Source organism: Enterobacter cloacae complex sp. SHL018 (assembly GCF_049237905.1).
Lineage (GTDB): Bacteria > Pseudomonadota > Gammaproteobacteria > Enterobacterales > Enterobacteriaceae > Enterobacter > Enterobacter hormaechei_C.
Map to the genome: position 1 here is coordinate 201,873 of NZ_JBMKJE010000005.1, position 14,282 is coordinate 216,154.

General features: G+C 54.8%; 17 protein-coding genes. 7 read left to right on the forward strand and 10 right to left on the reverse strand.

The window, feature by feature from the left end; genetic code table 11:
• The first annotated feature begins 24 nt into the window (after positions 1 to 24).
• Positions 25 to 741, forward strand: a complete 717-nt coding sequence (gene rph / locus ACOTY5_RS18560) for a ribonuclease PH (RefSeq protein WP_015570044.1) — start codon at positions 25 to 27, stop codon at positions 739 to 741.
• A 66-nt stretch (positions 742 to 807) separates the two neighbouring features.
• Positions 808 to 1,449, forward strand: a complete 642-nt coding sequence (pyrE, locus tag ACOTY5_RS18565; protein WP_015570043.1) for an orotate phosphoribosyltransferase — start codon at positions 808 to 810, stop codon at positions 1,447 to 1,449.
• An 82-nt stretch (positions 1,450 to 1,531) separates the two neighbouring features.
• On the opposite strand, the gene slmA is transcribed toward pyrE, so the two are convergent.
• The 3 genes from slmA to coaBC form a co-directional block, all read right to left on the reverse strand.
• A complete protein-coding gene (slmA, locus tag ACOTY5_RS18570; protein WP_003860901.1) occupies positions 1,532 to 2,128 on the reverse strand; it encodes a nucleoid occlusion factor SlmA in 597 nt (198 codons plus the stop codon).
• Positions 2,129 to 2,249: 121 nt separating this feature from the next.
• On the reverse strand, positions 2,250 to 2,708 hold the full coding sequence (gene dut / locus ACOTY5_RS18575; protein ID WP_015570042.1) for a dUTP diphosphatase: 459 nt from the start codon (positions 2,706 to 2,708) through the stop codon (positions 2,250 to 2,252).
• Positions 2,686 to 3,897 (reverse strand): bifunctional phosphopantothenoylcysteine decarboxylase/phosphopantothenate--cysteine ligase CoaBC, encoded by a 1,212-nt coding sequence (gene coaBC / locus ACOTY5_RS18580; protein ID WP_168728665.1) that lies wholly within the window; start codon positions 3,895 to 3,897, stop codon positions 2,686 to 2,688. Before coaBC ends, dut begins: the two co-directional genes overlap by 23 nt.
• A 173-nt stretch (positions 3,898 to 4,070) precedes the next feature.
• Here coaBC and radC point away from each other — a divergent pair, with 173 nt between their 5' ends.
• The 4 genes from radC (at position 4,071) to mutM (ending at position 6,262) form a co-directional block, all read left to right on the forward strand.
• A complete protein-coding gene (gene radC / locus ACOTY5_RS18585; protein WP_045142430.1) occupies positions 4,071 to 4,736 on the forward strand; it encodes a RadC family protein in 666 nt (221 codons plus the stop codon).
• Between the two features lie 217 nt (positions 4,737 to 4,953).
• Positions 4,954 to 5,190: a 50S ribosomal protein L28 gene (gene rpmB / locus ACOTY5_RS18590; RefSeq protein WP_002436699.1), complete on the forward strand. Its 237-nt coding sequence runs from the start codon at positions 4,954 to 4,956 to the stop codon at positions 5,188 to 5,190.
• Positions 5,191 to 5,212: 22 nt separating this feature from the next.
• Entirely contained in the window at positions 5,213 to 5,380 is a 168-nt protein-coding gene (gene rpmG / locus ACOTY5_RS18595) for a 50S ribosomal protein L33 (RefSeq protein ID WP_003024094.1), read from the forward strand.
• A 72-nt stretch (positions 5,381 to 5,452) separates the two neighbouring features.
• Positions 5,453 to 6,262: a bifunctional DNA-formamidopyrimidine glycosylase/DNA-(apurinic or apyrimidinic site) lyase gene (mutM, locus tag ACOTY5_RS18600; protein WP_003860879.1), complete on the forward strand. Its 810-nt coding sequence runs from the start codon at positions 5,453 to 5,455 to the stop codon at positions 6,260 to 6,262.
• A 2-nt stretch (positions 6,263 to 6,264) separates the two neighbouring features.
• Here the strand turns inward: mutM and coaD are convergent, their stop codons facing one another.
• The 7 genes from coaD to rfaQ all read right to left on the reverse strand — a co-directional run bounded on the left by coaD (position 6,265) and on the right by rfaQ (position 13,157).
• Positions 6,265 to 6,744 (reverse strand): pantetheine-phosphate adenylyltransferase, encoded by a 480-nt coding sequence (gene coaD / locus ACOTY5_RS18605; RefSeq protein ID WP_015570040.1) that lies wholly within the window; start codon positions 6,742 to 6,744, stop codon positions 6,265 to 6,267.
• Positions 6,745 to 6,747: 3 nt separating this feature from the next.
• Positions 6,748 to 7,518: a glycosyltransferase family 2 protein gene (locus tag ACOTY5_RS18610; protein ID WP_003860875.1), complete on the reverse strand. Its 771-nt coding sequence runs from the start codon at positions 7,516 to 7,518 to the stop codon at positions 6,748 to 6,750.
• Positions 7,518 to 8,792 (reverse strand): lipid IV(A) 3-deoxy-D-manno-octulosonic acid transferase, encoded by a 1,275-nt coding sequence (gene waaA / locus ACOTY5_RS18615; RefSeq protein WP_003860874.1) that lies wholly within the window; start codon positions 8,790 to 8,792, stop codon positions 7,518 to 7,520. Before waaA ends, ACOTY5_RS18610 begins: the two co-directional genes overlap by 1 nt.
• 66 nt (positions 8,793 to 8,858) lie before the next feature.
• Complete coding sequence (locus tag ACOTY5_RS18620) at positions 8,859 to 9,848, reverse strand: glycosyltransferase (RefSeq protein WP_015570038.1); 990 nt, start codon at positions 9,846 to 9,848, stop codon at positions 8,859 to 8,861.
• 11 nt (positions 9,849 to 9,859) lie between these two features.
• Entirely contained in the window at positions 9,860 to 10,960 is a 1,101-nt protein-coding gene (locus tag ACOTY5_RS18625) for a glycosyltransferase (RefSeq protein ID WP_045142431.1), read from the reverse strand.
• A 2-nt stretch (positions 10,961 to 10,962) separates the two neighbouring features.
• Positions 10,963 to 12,090 (reverse strand): glycosyltransferase family 4 protein, encoded by a 1,128-nt coding sequence (locus ACOTY5_RS18630; RefSeq protein ID WP_023295714.1) that lies wholly within the window; start codon positions 12,088 to 12,090, stop codon positions 10,963 to 10,965.
• Entirely contained in the window at positions 12,087 to 13,157 is a 1,071-nt protein-coding gene (rfaQ, locus tag ACOTY5_RS18635) for a putative lipopolysaccharide heptosyltransferase III (RefSeq protein ID WP_017383615.1), read from the reverse strand. The genes ACOTY5_RS18630 and rfaQ overlap by 4 nt, the downstream gene beginning before the upstream one ends.
• Before the next feature lie 150 nt (positions 13,158 to 13,307).
• Here rfaQ and ACOTY5_RS18640 point away from each other — a divergent pair, with 150 nt between their 5' ends.
• Positions 13,308 to 14,261 (forward strand): polysaccharide deacetylase family protein, encoded by a 954-nt coding sequence (locus ACOTY5_RS18640; protein ID WP_045142432.1) that lies wholly within the window; start codon positions 13,308 to 13,310, stop codon positions 14,259 to 14,261.
• The last annotated feature ends 21 nt before the right edge of the window (positions 14,262 to 14,282 follow it).

Sequence of the window (14,282 nt, forward strand, 5' to 3'; positions counted from 1 at the left end):
TCGTTTCAAGCCGGAGAATCCATCATGCGTCCAGCAGGTCGTAGCGCCAACCAGGTGCGTCCCGTCACCCTGACCCGTAACTATACAAAACACGCTGAAGGCTCCGTGCTGGTTGAGTTTGGTGACACCAAGGTGCTTTGCACCGCGTCCATTGAAGAGGGCGTGCCTCGCTTCCTGAAAGGTCAGGGCCAGGGGTGGATCACCGCCGAATACGGTATGTTGCCGCGCGCAACCCATACCCGTAATGCCCGTGAAGCGGCAAAAGGTAAGCAGGGCGGCCGTACTATGGAGATCCAGCGCCTGATCGCGCGTGCGCTCCGCGCCGCGGTTGACCTGAAAACGCTGGGTGAGTTCACCATCACGCTGGACTGCGACGTGATCCAGGCCGATGGTGGCACGCGTACGGCCTCTATTACCGGTGCCTGTGTGGCGCTGGCAGATGCCCTGAACAAACTGGTTGCCGCCGGTAAGCTGAAAACCAACCCAATGAAAGGGATGGTTGCTGCTGTCTCCGTTGGTATCGTTAACGGCGAGGCGCTTTGCGATCTGGAATACGTTGAAGATTCTGCCGCAGAAACCGACATGAACGTGGTGATGACCGAAGATGGTCGCATCATTGAAGTGCAGGGTACGGCAGAAGGCGAGCCATTCACCCACGAAGAACTGCTCACCTTGCTGGCGTTGGCCCGAGGGGGAATCGAATCTATTGTAGCGACGCAGAAAGCGGCGTTAGAAAATTGATTTTAAGGCGACCAATGAGTCGCCTTTTTTTTGCCTGTAAGACTGAAAAGACAAAGGAGCAAATCCATGAAATCGTATCAGCGCCAGTTTATTGAGTTTGCGCTTAACAAGCAGGTACTTAAGTTTGGCGAGTTCACGCTGAAATCCGGGCGTAAAAGCCCGTATTTCTTCAACGCCGGGCTGTTTAATACCGGGCGCGACCTGGCACTGTTAGGCCGCTTCTATGCCGAAGCGCTGGTGGATTCCGGGATTGATTTTGACCTGCTGTTTGGCCCCGCGTACAAAGGCATTCCAATTGCAACCACCACGGCGGTAGCGCTGGCGGAGCACCATGACCGCGACGTACCGTACTGCTTTAACCGTAAAGAGGCCAAAACCCACGGTGAAGGCGGCAATCTGGTAGGCAGTGCGTTGCAGGGGCGTGTGATGCTGGTGGATGACGTGATCACCGCAGGTACCGCGATCCGTGAATCGATGGAGATTATCCAGGCTAACGGCGCAACGCTTGCGGGTGTGCTGATTTCGCTCGATCGTCAGGAGCGCGGGCGCGGCGACATCTCTGCTATTCAGGAAGTGGAGCGCGATTATGGCTGCAAGGTCACGTCGATTATCACGCTGAAAGACCTGATTGCGTATCTGGAAGAGAAGCCTGAGATGGCTGATCATCTGGCGGCGGTGCGTCAATACCGCGAAGAGTTTGGCGTATAATTCAATTGCCCGGTGGCGCTACGCTTACCGGGCCTACCCGTTCGTAGGCCGGATAAGGCGAAGCCGCCATCCGGCGATGGCGTTACTGTAACTGAGCAGCCACTAACGGCCAGCGGGCGTCAAAATCGTCCGTTGGTCGATATTTAAACTCGCTGCGCACAAACCGGGAGAGCATCCCTTCGCAAAATGCCAGGATCTGGCTTGCCAGCAGGGTCTCATCCGTATTATATCCCTCGCCTTCCCGCATTTTCTTCTCGCGCAGAACCTGACGCAGCTGGGCTTCGATACGCTCAAAAAGCTGGTTTATACGGCCTTGCAGACGATCCTGTTCAAACATCAGCGCGTGGCCGGTCAGAATACGGGTCAGACCCGGGTTACGTTCACCAAAGCCCAGAATCAGCAGCACAATCAGACGCAGACGCGTGCTGGTGTCTTTTTCATCCTTCAGAATCAGGTTGATGCGCGTGATCAGGCTGTCTTCGATAAACTCGATCAGGCTGTCAAACATCCGGGTTTTGCTCGGGAAATGACGGTACAGCGCCGCCTCTGACACGCCCACAGAGGCCGCCAGTTTTGCGGTGGTGATGCGTTGACTGCCGTCGCTGGATTCAAGCATCAGAGCCAGAGATTGAAGTATTTCTTCGCGACGATTCCTTTTCGCGGTTTGTTTTTCTGCCATGTTACAAAATACCCCTGAAAATAAGCACTTGTCAGGCTGGCAACCACACAGCGACCCGCAAACTGACGTTTGCGGTTTGTTATTGCATTATGGCGCTGTGAGATGCGTGTTTGTCGGGCAGTTATTTGCGCCCGGAATGGCCGAAGCCGCCTTCGCCACGGTCGGTAGCGTCGAAGTCTGCCACCAGGTTAAATTCTGCCTGCACCACCGGTACAAACACCATCTGCGCGATACGCTCGCCCGGCTCAATGGTGAAGCTGTCCTGGCCACGGTTCCAGACGGATACCATCAGCTGACCCTGATAGTCAGAGTCGATCAGGCCGACCAGGTTACCCAGCACGACGCCATGCTTGTGGCCCAGGCCAGAGCGCGGCAGGATCACCGCTGCCAGTGACGGGTCAGCAATGTGAATCGCCAGCCCGGTCGGGATCAGGGTCGTTGCACCCGGCGCCAGTTCTACGGCGTCATCAAGACAGGCGCGCAGGTCAAGACCGGCAGAGCCGGAGGTGGCATACGTTGGCAGCGGAAATTGCTCGCCAACGCGCGGGTCCAGAATCTTAACGTCGATTTTTTTCATCATAACGGGTAACGATCTCGTCCAATAAGTGTTGGCCCAGGAGTTCTTTGCGCTCAAGCGGTAAGACTTTATCTCCATCCTGCCAGAAAAGGTGCAATGCGTTGCTGTCGCTGTTAAATCCTTGCGTGGACAGCGATACGTCGTTCGCGCAAATCAAATCGAGGTTTTTGCGGGTACGTTTTTGCCGGGCATATTCTTCCACATTATTCGTTTCTGCGGCAAACCCAACAACGTAAGGTCGATGAGTTTTCAATGCGGCGACACCGGCAACGATATCCGGGTTCTTCACCATTTTTATTGTTAATTCATCACCTTGCTTTTTAATTTTGGCGTCGGCAATGGTTTCGGCGCGGTAATCAGCGACGGCCGCACAGCCGATAAAAATATGCTGCTGTTGAGCATGTGCCTGTACGGCGGCTTCCATTTCCAGCGCGGTCGTTACATCAATACGCTGCACAAACGCAGGGGTGGTAAGCGACACCGGGCCGCTCACCAGCGTGACGTTCGCGCCGCGTTTGGCTGCCGCGGCAGCAATCGCAAAGCCCATTTTGCCTGAGCTGTGGTTGGTGATGTAACGCACCGGATCCAGCGGCTCGCGCGTGGGGCCCGCGGTAATCATGATGTTGAGATGTTGCAGATCGTTGACAGGCGAGAAATGGGCGGCGGCCATATCAACAATCGTCAATGGGTCGAGCATACGCCCTGGCCCAACGTCGCCGCAGGCCTGGCTGCCACTGTCCGGTCCCCAAATCAGCAGGCCGCGCGAGGCCAGCGTGTCCAGATTATGCTGGGTAGCGGCGTTGCGGTACATCTGCTGGTTCATTGCGGGCACAACCGCGACGGGCGCAGGCGTGGCGAGGCAAATGGTCGTTACCAGATCGTTCGCCATACCGGCTGCCACGCGGGCAATTAAATCTGCCGTGGCGGGGGCAAGGATAACCAGATCGGCCCATTTCCCCAGCTCAATGTGGCCCATTGCGGCTTCGGCCGCCGGGTCGAGCAGGCTGTCGGATACCGGGTATCCCGAGACGGCTTGCAGGCTCAGCGGGGTGATAAAGGCTTTGCCGCCTTCGGTGATCGCGACCCGTACGTCGGCCCCGCGCTCGCGCAAACGGCGCACCAGGTCTGGCGTTTTATAGGCAGCAATACCGCCGCTGACGCCAAGAACGATTTTTTTACCGGCCAGGCTCATCATGATTCTTTCCTGTTGGGTTTCACCAGAGAGCGGGCATTTTATCACAATCCCTAAAACGGGGTGATGATGTCCTTAATTCACTTTGCGAGGCGTTACGCAAGAACGAAATGCCAGCGTCGAACCCCGAATTTGCCTGTGGCAGCATAATGGCAAACAGAAGGAGGCCGGGCATGGAAGATACTGAACTGCTGCTACCGCGTGAAAAAATGCTGCGTCATGGCGTCACGTTGTTAAAGGACGACGAGCTGCTGGCGCTCTTTTTACGCACAGGCACGCCGGGGAAAACGGTATTTACGCTGGCGAAAGAACTGATAGACCATTTCGGTTCACTGTATGGATTGCTGACCGCTGAGCTGGAGGCGTTTACGCACGTTGAGGGCATTGGCGTGGCGAAATATGCCCAGTTACGGGGCATTGCCGAGCTGGCCCGGCGATTTTACAACGTGCGTATGGAGGAAGAAGACCCGATCCTCACCCCCGACATGACCCGCGAATTTCTGCAAAGCCAGCTCTCCGATCTGGAGCGGGAGATCTTTATGGTGATCTTTCTCGACAACAAAAACCGGGTACTGAAACATACCCGCCTTTTTTCGGGAACATTGAGTCACGTTGAGGTGCATCCGCGTGAAATTGTGCGGGAAGCGATAAAAGTGAATGCAGCCGGCGTGATCCTCGCGCATAATCACCCCTCTGGCTGTGCAGAACCAAGCAGAGCTGACAAAGCAATTACCGAACGTATTATCAAATGCTGTCAATTCATGGACATTCGTGTGCTGGACCATCTGATAATTGGCCGCGGAGAGTACATTTCTTTTGCCGAACGTGGCTGGATTTAGGCCTTTTCTCGCGATCCATCGGGATCTTTGTCTGTTCGGGACTTGAGCACACCGCCGAGTCAGCGTATACTACGCCACCTTTGAGAATCTCGGGTTTGGCATTTGGGCCTGGCAATCGAGAGTTCAATAGAACTATGCGATGACCGGGCTGTAAAGCCTGACGAGGCGCCGATACCCCATACGAAGCTCGAGCTAATTTGATTTTTGGAGAATAGACATGTCCCGAGTCTGCCAAGTTACTGGCAAGCGTCCGGTGACCGGTAACAACCGTTCCCACGCACTGAACGCGACTAAACGCCGTTTCCTGCCGAACCTGCACTCTCACCGTTTCTGGGTTGAGAGCGAGAAGCGTTTTGTCACCCTGCGCGTATCTGCTAAAGGTATGCGTGTAATCGATAAGAAAGGCATCGATACAGTTCTGTCCGAACTGCGTGCCCGTGGCGAAAAGTACTAAGTACTTAAAGAGGAAATAAATCATGGCTAAAGGTATTCGCGAGAAAATCAAGCTGGTTTCTTCTGCTGGTACAGGTCACTTCTACACCACCACGAAGAACAAACGTACTAAGCCGGAAAAACTGGAACTGAAAAAATTCGATCCAGTTGTACGCCAGCACGTACTGTACAAAGAAGCTAAAATCAAATAATTTTAGTCTCCTTGTATTGAAAAACCCCGCAACTGCGGGGTTTTTTGCATTCTGCATCTCAACGGAGGAACCATGCCTGAATTACCTGAGGTAGAGACCAGCCGCCGCGGCATTGAGCCCCATCTGGTTGGCGCGACTATTCTTCATGCTGTCGTTCGCAACGGGCGTCTGCGCTGGCCGGTGTCCGATGAGATCCACGCGTTAAGCGACAAACCCGTCCTGAGCGTGCAGCGCCGCGCGAAATACCTGCTGCTGGAGCTGCCTGACGGCTGGATCATTATCCATCTGGGCATGTCGGGAAGCTTGCGCATCCTCACCGAAGAGTTGCCTGCGGAAAAGCACGACCACGTTGATCTGGTGATGAGTAACGGCAAAGTGCTGCGTTACACCGACCCGCGTCGCTTTGGCGCATGGCTGTGGACCAAAGAGCTGGAAGGACACAACGTGCTGGCGCATCTCGGACCTGAGCCGCTGTCAGAGGCGTTTAACGCGGATTATCTCAAAGAGAAGTGCGCGAAAAAGAAAACCCCGATTAAACCCTGGCTGATGGATAACAAGCTGGTGGTGGGCGTGGGAAATATCTATGCCAGCGAATCGTTGTTTGCCGCCGGGATCCATCCCGATCGGCTGGCCTCCTCGCTGTCGGCGCAGGAGTGCGAGCTGCTGGTCAGAGTAATTAAAGCGGTACTGCTGCGCTCAATTGAGCAGGGCGGGACGACTCTGAAGGATTTCCTGCAAAGCGACGGGAAGCCGGGCTATTTTGCGCAGGAGTTGCAGGTTTATGGCCGTAAGGGTGAGCCGTGCAGAGCCTGCGGGACGCCGATTATTGCCACGAAGCACGCTCAGCGCGCCACGTTTTACTGCCGTCAGTGCCAGAAGTAGGGTTACTTTAGCTTTTCCATCAACGCCTGGTGGACGTTAACCGGCAGGAAGTGGGTAACGTCCCCGTGATGGCGCGCCACCTCTTTCACCAGTGAGGAAGAGATGAAGGACCACTCTTTGGAGGGCATCAGGAATACGCTCTCCAGCTCCGGCATCAGATGGCGGTTCATGTGTGCCAGCTGCATCTCATATTCGAAGTCTGCTACCGCGCGAAGACCGCGGATCAGGATATTGGCCTGCCGGTCACGGGCAAAGTTTGCCATCAAGTCGCTGAATCCGACGACCTCAACATTCGACAGATGCGAAATCGCATCGGTGGCAAGCTGCACGCGTTCGTTCAGGTCGAACATCGGCTTTTTGCTCGGGCTGGCGGCAATGGCCAGAATCACCTTGTCGAACATACACGCCGCACGGGTGATGATATCAAGATGACCGTTAGTGATCGGATCGAAGGTACCCGGATAAATCGCTTTTGTGCTCATGGCTCACGTTTTCTCTGAGTAGCCGCGGTTCAGCGCCCACAGCTCGGTGTATTTGTTGAAAGTATACTGGGCATTCACTACGGCCAGTAACCAGCCCTGTTTGCCGTCCAGCACGCCGCCACGCAGCAGCAGCGTTTTCAGAAACGCGCCCAGCGTGTGGGTGAAGATGCCGGTCAGCGTGGCCTTCTTGCCGCGCGCATGCCGCTCCTGTGCCCAAGCGGTGGCATAGTTCAGCTGTTTGCGCTGGAAGCTGGCGAAATCGCGGCAGGTCAGATGAAGCAGATCGCCCGTCAGGGGGATGACCTGAGCATTATCGCAGGCCAGAGACTCATGGACCAGGTTGTCGTTGTACTGATAACGCTCGCGCGCATAGAGGCGCATCACGCGGTCGGGGTACCAGCCGCTGTGGCGCATAAAGCGGCCCAGGAAATAGTTACGACGCGCGATACTGTAGACCGCGCCGGGCTGTGGCGCGGCAAGCACCGTTTGAATGGCCTGTCGGAGTTCCGGGGTGACGCGCTCATCGGTATCGATCATCAACACGTAATCGCCCGTGGCGTAACCCTGCGCACGCTGGCGCTGAATACCGTAGCCCTGCCAGTCGGTGTCGGTAAAGACTTTTGCCCCGGCTGCACGGGCAACGTCCGCCGTGTTGTCCGTACTTCCGGAGTCGAGAATGACGATTTCGTCAGCCCAGGCAACAGAGGCCAGGCAATCCGGAAGCAGGTCGGCGGCGTTTTTGGCGATCATCACGACCGACAGACGCGTTGACATTAGTGGCTCCGCTGCGGCAGGTAAGGTTGCAGAAGTTGCAGCAGACGGGTCAGTGCGCCCTGGTTCTGATGCAGGACTTCAACGGCGTGACGACCGTACCACAGGCGGTAATCTTCGTCAGTCAGAAGGGTAGAGACCTCTTTGACCACCGAATCCGCGTCGGTCACGGTGATTAAGCCATCGGCTTGCTGCAATTTCGCGCAGATATCTTTGAAGTTAAACGTGTGTGGCCCCATCAGTACGGGGATGGCGTGGGCTGCTGGCTCCAGCGGGTTATGACCACCGCGCTCCACCAGGCTTCCGCCAACGAAAGCAAGATCGGCGATCCCGTACAGCAGCATCAGTTCGCCCATCGTATCGCCAATCACCACCTGCGTGCTGCCAGAGGGGATTTCGCCGCTGCTGCGCAGGGTGAAGCTGAAACCGCCTTTTTGCACCATCTCGCGGGCATCTTTAAAACGCTCAGGATGGCGAGGAACCAGAATCAGAAGTAAATCAGGGAATTTTTCCAGCAGCTGGCGGTGAGCCTGAAGAATAATGGCTTCTTCGCCGTCATGGGTGCTGGTGGCAATCCAGACCTGGCGACGCGGCGCCCACTGACGACGCAGTGTTACCGCACGGGCGGCGAGTTCAGGGGTGACGGAAATATCGAACTTCAGGCTACCCGTGACCGCAAGCTGGTTGCGCTTCAGGCCGAGGGCGATAAAGCGCGCGGCATCTTCTTCGTTCTGCGCGGCGATCAGCGTGATTTTGCTGAGCAGGCGACGCATAAATTTACCCAGCTTGCCGTACCCTTTCGCCGAGCGTTCCGACAGACGCGCGTTGGCGATAACCAAAGGAATTTTACGGGCATGCAGGGCGGAAATCATATTCGGCCACAGTTCGGTTTCCATGACGATCACCAGTTTAGGGCGCACGGTATTCAGGAAACGGTTCATGGCGCAGGGGAGATCGTACGGCAGGTAGACGTGATGCACGTCTTTACCGAAGGCAGACATCACGCGCTCTGAGCCGGTTGGCGTCATCGTGGTGACGGTGATGGGCAGTGACGGATAACGGTGGCGCAGGGCACGCACCAGTGGAATGGCGGCCAGCGTTTCCCCGACTGACACGGAATGCAGCAGAATACCGTCCGGCGCCACTTTATTGCGGCAGTAGCCATAACGTTCGGCCCAGCGTTTACGGTACGCAGGCGCTTTACGGCTACGAAGCAACAGTCGCAGCCACACCAGTGGCTGAATGATGTAGAGCAGGGCGGTATACAACAATTCCAAGCGATTATCCGTTTTTTTAGTTTCGGCCGGGAAATTCTAAGCATTTAAGCGTGCTAAAGCTATCTCTTATGCCAGATACCGTTTTAAACGGAAGTAGCGCCGGCCCAGGCGCCAGCGCAAACGCGGGCTTTTGGCACTTTTCCAGATGAGCTTCCAGATCCCGGTGTCGAAGAACTCTTTGATTATCATTGATTTCTTCGCCTCATCCTTCATGTTGTCGAAGGTATGAATAATTCCCAGACCCTCTTTAGCGATTTGCCAGTAACAGGCCGGGATATTTTTCACTTTATCCGGGTAGCGCTGGTTAATGGCATCAAGCATCTTCAGGATCTTCATATAATGGCGCGCAGAGCGAATCAGCGTGTCGTCATTATCCGGGGTGTGCGATACCGAGGCGGAGTGAATGTAGTAGTCGTAAAAGCGTTCGCTGGTGTACTGAACGCGTTCCGCGGCAAGCAGCACCTCAGTCGTCCACGGGATATCCTGATGGCGCAGGCCTGGCTCGAAACGGAAGCCGTGCTGACGAATAAAATCGTGACGATAGATATTCAGCCAGGTCACATGCAGGAACTTACGTGAATCCAGCGCCTTTTTTAACCATGCCGCGCCATTCATGACGCCCGTTGAGGCGAGCTTATCTTCAGGGAAGATAGGGCGAGACGGTTTTTTGTTATTTTCCCAGACGTAGTTGCCATTGCAGGTGGCGACATCCAGATTCTGCGTGACGGCCATATCCAGCAGACGCTGGTACATGCCGGGTTTGAAGACATCATCAATATCCGGGAAAGAGAGATACTGCCCGGTCGCAACGGCCAGGCCAGTATTACGCGCGATGGACACGCCCTGATTAGGTTGTTCAATAACCTGCATCTGTGGCAGCTTTTCGCGCCATTTTTCGACAATCTGCATCGAGCGGTCAGTGGAACCGTCATTCACGATGATGACTTCCATACTGTCGATGTGTTGATTTACAAGGCAGGTAAAGAACTGATCGAGAAAAGCTTCACCGTTATAAACGGCCACCACCACGCTTAATAAAGGCGCTGAATTTTGCATATGAAACCTGATTATTTTTGGTTGTCGACCAAAGCAATGTATTGCTGGCAAATGGCGTTGATACCGAACGATGCGATCGTTTCGCGATCAACAACCGGCGGAGAGGCATACAGTTCTGCCAGTGTTTTCGCCAGTGATTCGTCGGTTAACGCTGTCAGACCAAGCGCCAGGGGGCCAGTAAGGATCTCAGCAGGGCCGCCAGGGCAGTTTGTACTCACCGGTGGGGTCTGACAGATAATGGACTCTACCAGTACATTACCAAAACCTTCGCAGTCGGAACTTAACACTAAAAGGCGTGCCCCTTTGATCCACGGGTAGGGGTTGGTTTCGAACGGGCGGAAGACGATCTTGTTTTCAATTCCCAGCTTAGCGGCAAGCTGTTTGAGCTGATTTATTTTCGCGTCAGAACCTTTGCCCATCAACACCAGCGATGCGTCGATCTTGCTCAGCGCAAACGCCCGCAGCAGCCTGTCGTGACGTTTGTGTTCATGAAAACGGCCAACGTGGATAATGTAATCCTGCCCCTGCATCTCAAAGGGCGCTTCCGCCAGACGCTGAATTTCAGGGATATCAAAGGGGTTATGGATAACCGCTTTGCGCCGCAGGGGGATCGCGAGTACTTCAGACAGATCGTGCAGCACGGCGCCGGATACCGCCACCACGTTGCGGTTTTCATAGGTATGACGGATTTTATAATGCTTAAACCAGCGAGAAAGCCCGCTGCGATGGCGCAAATAGGAGAAGGAGAACATCCCGTGTACGCAGAACCAGACCTTATCCCGATCCAGCACGCGGCTGTGCGCCACGATACGGTCGGTTTTATGCAGATGTGAGAACACGACGTCAAATTTACCGCTGCGTTCTGCCTGCTCGATGGCGCGATCCAGCAAACGGGCGCGACGCGGGATCTCGGTCAGCTTCCGCCAGGGTTTTTTACAGGTATCCTGCACAACCTGAAAATCGATGCCTTCCGGAATGGCGTAGTCGCACACCTTCCGTAAGGAGAAAAGGGTGACCTGATGCCCCAGTTCTGTCAGTCCGCTGGAGAGGGTGAGAACCGTTTTTTCGGCTCCTCCACCGGGTAAACCATCAATAATCATTAGGATGCGCATTATTAATCCAGTAATTTTTGATAAAGCGAAATAAGCTGACTTGATAGTTTTTCAGGGGTTGCTTCTCTGACGCGTTCACGCGCCGCAAGCCCCATATTGTTATTTTTTTCCAGTGAAGGGATGGACATGACGGCCTCCTTCAATGTGTGGATATCAAGTGCATCACAGTAAAACCCGTTCTGGCCTTGCTCAATAAATTCTGAACCACCGCAACTCTCTGACGTAATGACGGGCAATCCACAGGCCATTGCTTCAAGTATGACGTTCGGGAAAGGATCATACAGCGTCGGCAGCAGTAAACCATCAGAAAGCTGATAAAATGGCAGCGTCTCTTTTTGCATCCCCAGGAAACGGATTTGCCCCTCACAGCCTAATGAACGGGCGAGGTCGCGATAACGGCTTTCCGCTTTATCCTGACCGACCACAACCAGCCACGCCGAGGTTCCTGCTATAGCCCGAATAGCGCTTGCCAGCCCCTTGCGTTCAAACCCTGAACCCACGAAGCAGAAAATGACGGCATCAGCGGGTAAGCCAAATTGCTGACGCAGTACAGCGCGTTGTCTCTCTTCTGCCGGAACGAAGCGGCTGGAATCTATTGAATTATAAATCACATGTATCTTTTTTGCGTCAATATCAAAGTCTTCGACGATTTCGCGCTTGATCATCTCCGCATTACAGATAACGGCTTTCAACTCGGGAGCCTGGTACATTTCACGTTCTGCGTGCATCACGTAGCGGTGATAGCGATCGTGCATAAGCAGCTTCGCGCGCCAGGCGGGGAGAATACGCGTACGCTGTAGCAGCCAGCGTCGATGTACACCATCCCCGGCGCGGTAAATATCGCAGCCCGGAATACGTTCGTGGCTCTGGACAATATCAAACTGCTGTTGCTGCCACAGCGTGCGCGCGGCGTGTGCAAAGCCGCGCTCACGGCTGATGCGGCCCCACTTTCGTGGATCGCAAATATGAATATGCCAGTCGTCCTGCTTTTCGCCCTGCCACTCGCGGGTGATGACGTTGAGCTCAAGATTTTGATTGCTCAGCGCGGTAAGTGCCCTGGAGACAAAACGTTCTGCTCCCCCATCCGGACGATATTTTTGGCGCACAATGGCCAGACGATGAAGCTTCATTGCAGGTATCTCCTTGCGGCGGAGACGACAGCATCAACGGGGATGGCGTCGAGATAACGTTCCGTCGTTTTTGTATCAATGGCGTCAGGGTTGGGAAGCGGGCCGTAGTTACCTGCCCAGATGACCTCTCCGTTAACCTGCCATGGCGACCAGAACGTCAATTTTGACGGGCCAAACAGCGCCACGCAGGGCGTCTGAAGAGCGGCGGCCATGTGCATGGGTACGGAGTCAACGCCAATGAACAGGATCGCGTGATCGATTAGCGAGGCCAGTTGGCGCAGGGTTAACTGCCCTGCCAGCGATACAACACCCGTCTGCGGGGAGGCGGCAAGAATGCGGTCAATCATCGCCAGCTCTTTCTTGTCCGGTCCCGCCGTGAGGACGATAGTGTGGCCGTCCTGCTGCAACGCGGCGATAGTTTGCGCCATTTTGCCTTCGTCCCAGCACTTAAAGAACCAGCGTGAAGTGGGTTGAATAACGATGTAGCGGTCTCCCACGCCCTTTTGCGACAGCTTTTGGTGAGCATGGCGCCAGTCATCCGCGCTGTAAGCCATGGTCACGGTAGGGTTGGCCATTACCGGCAGCGCTGACAGTATGGAGAGATTTTGTTCAACGGTGTGCAACGACTGATGGCTGGCGACCGAGACCAGTTCACTGTGACAAAAACGCCAGAAGGCATTATTGCGCTTGTTAAAAGCGAACCCGAGCCGAACCGGTGCACCGGTGAAGCGGGTAACAATCGCGCTGCGCCACTGATCGGCAAGATTGATCACCAGATGATAATGCTGAGCACGTAAAGCACGAAGCAACTGCCACTCTTTTTGCAGGTGCTTCAGCGTCCCCAGCTGCTTCCATTTACGATCGATACCATAGATCGTCCCGATTGCCGGGTGCGCGGCGAGCATGTCTCGCGTCTCTTCATAGAGAAGCACGTCGATTTGGGCGTCAGGCCATTTCTGGCGTAATGAATTGATGACGGGGGTGGTGAGTAACATGTCACCATGATGGCGAAGTTTGATCAGTAAAATGCGCAAATCAGGCGTGTCAGGTAAGTTATTCATCATCATCTTATCGGCGTTGTACTATTGGCAATTCTAATAGACCTGGTAACGACTTGCACTCTTTCTCCATAATGTCAGGAATTTCCCTGGAAGGGTTTACTCCTGCTTTCGGGCGTGCGTAACATAGCGCTAACTATTTTGTCTTGCGGGCTCATTATGAAAAAACCAGCGTTTATCATCACGATCGATACCGAAGGGGATAATCTCTGGCAGAACCACCGGGTGATCAAAACGGAAAACGCGCGCTACCTGGCGCGGTTTCAGGCGCTTTGTGAACGCTTCGGCTTTAAGCCCGTCTGGCTGACCAACTACGAGATGGCCGTCGAACCGGTATTCATTGAGTTCGCGAAAGAGGTCATAGCCCGCGGCCAGGGTGAGGTGGGAATGCATCTCCATGCCTGGAATAGCCCTCCGGAGCACGATCTGACCGGTGATGACTGGCGCTGGCAGCCTTATCTGATTGAGTTTTCAGACGAGGTCATGCGTGAGAAAGTGCTCTTCATGACCCGCTTACTGGAAGAGACTTTCCAGACAAAAATGCTCAGCCATCGCGCCGGGCGCTGGGCATTCGACAGCCGTTACGCCCAGTTGCTGATTGAGCTGGGGTATCAGGTAGATTGTTCCGTTACGCCGCGCGTGAACTGGCGCAACGCGAAAGGTGTCCCGCAGGGTAATGGCGGAACGAATTACCAGCATTTTCCCGATAGTGCCTACTTTTTGGACGTAGACGACATTTCCCGGCCGGGAAACAGCCCTCTCCTCGAAGTGCCGATGAGCATCCAGTATAAACACCCGGCATGGCTGAATTCCCTGAAGCAGGGTTATGATCGTCTGCGCGGTAAATACCGTTCTCCGTCAGTTAACTGGTTACGTCCGTCCGGAGGAAATGCGGCGGAGATGATTAAGGTTGCGCAGCAGTGCCTGGCTCAGGGGAATGACTACGTGGAATTCATGCTGCATTCGTCGGAATTTATGCCTGGCGGGAGCCCTACTTTTAAAGACGAGGCCGCGATTGAGGGGCTGTATCAGGATCTGGAGCAGCTCTTTACCTGGTTATCAGATAAGACCGTGGGGATGACGCTGGCGGAGTTTTACCAGTACAAAAAATAGTTATGCCCGCCAGGCGGGCAT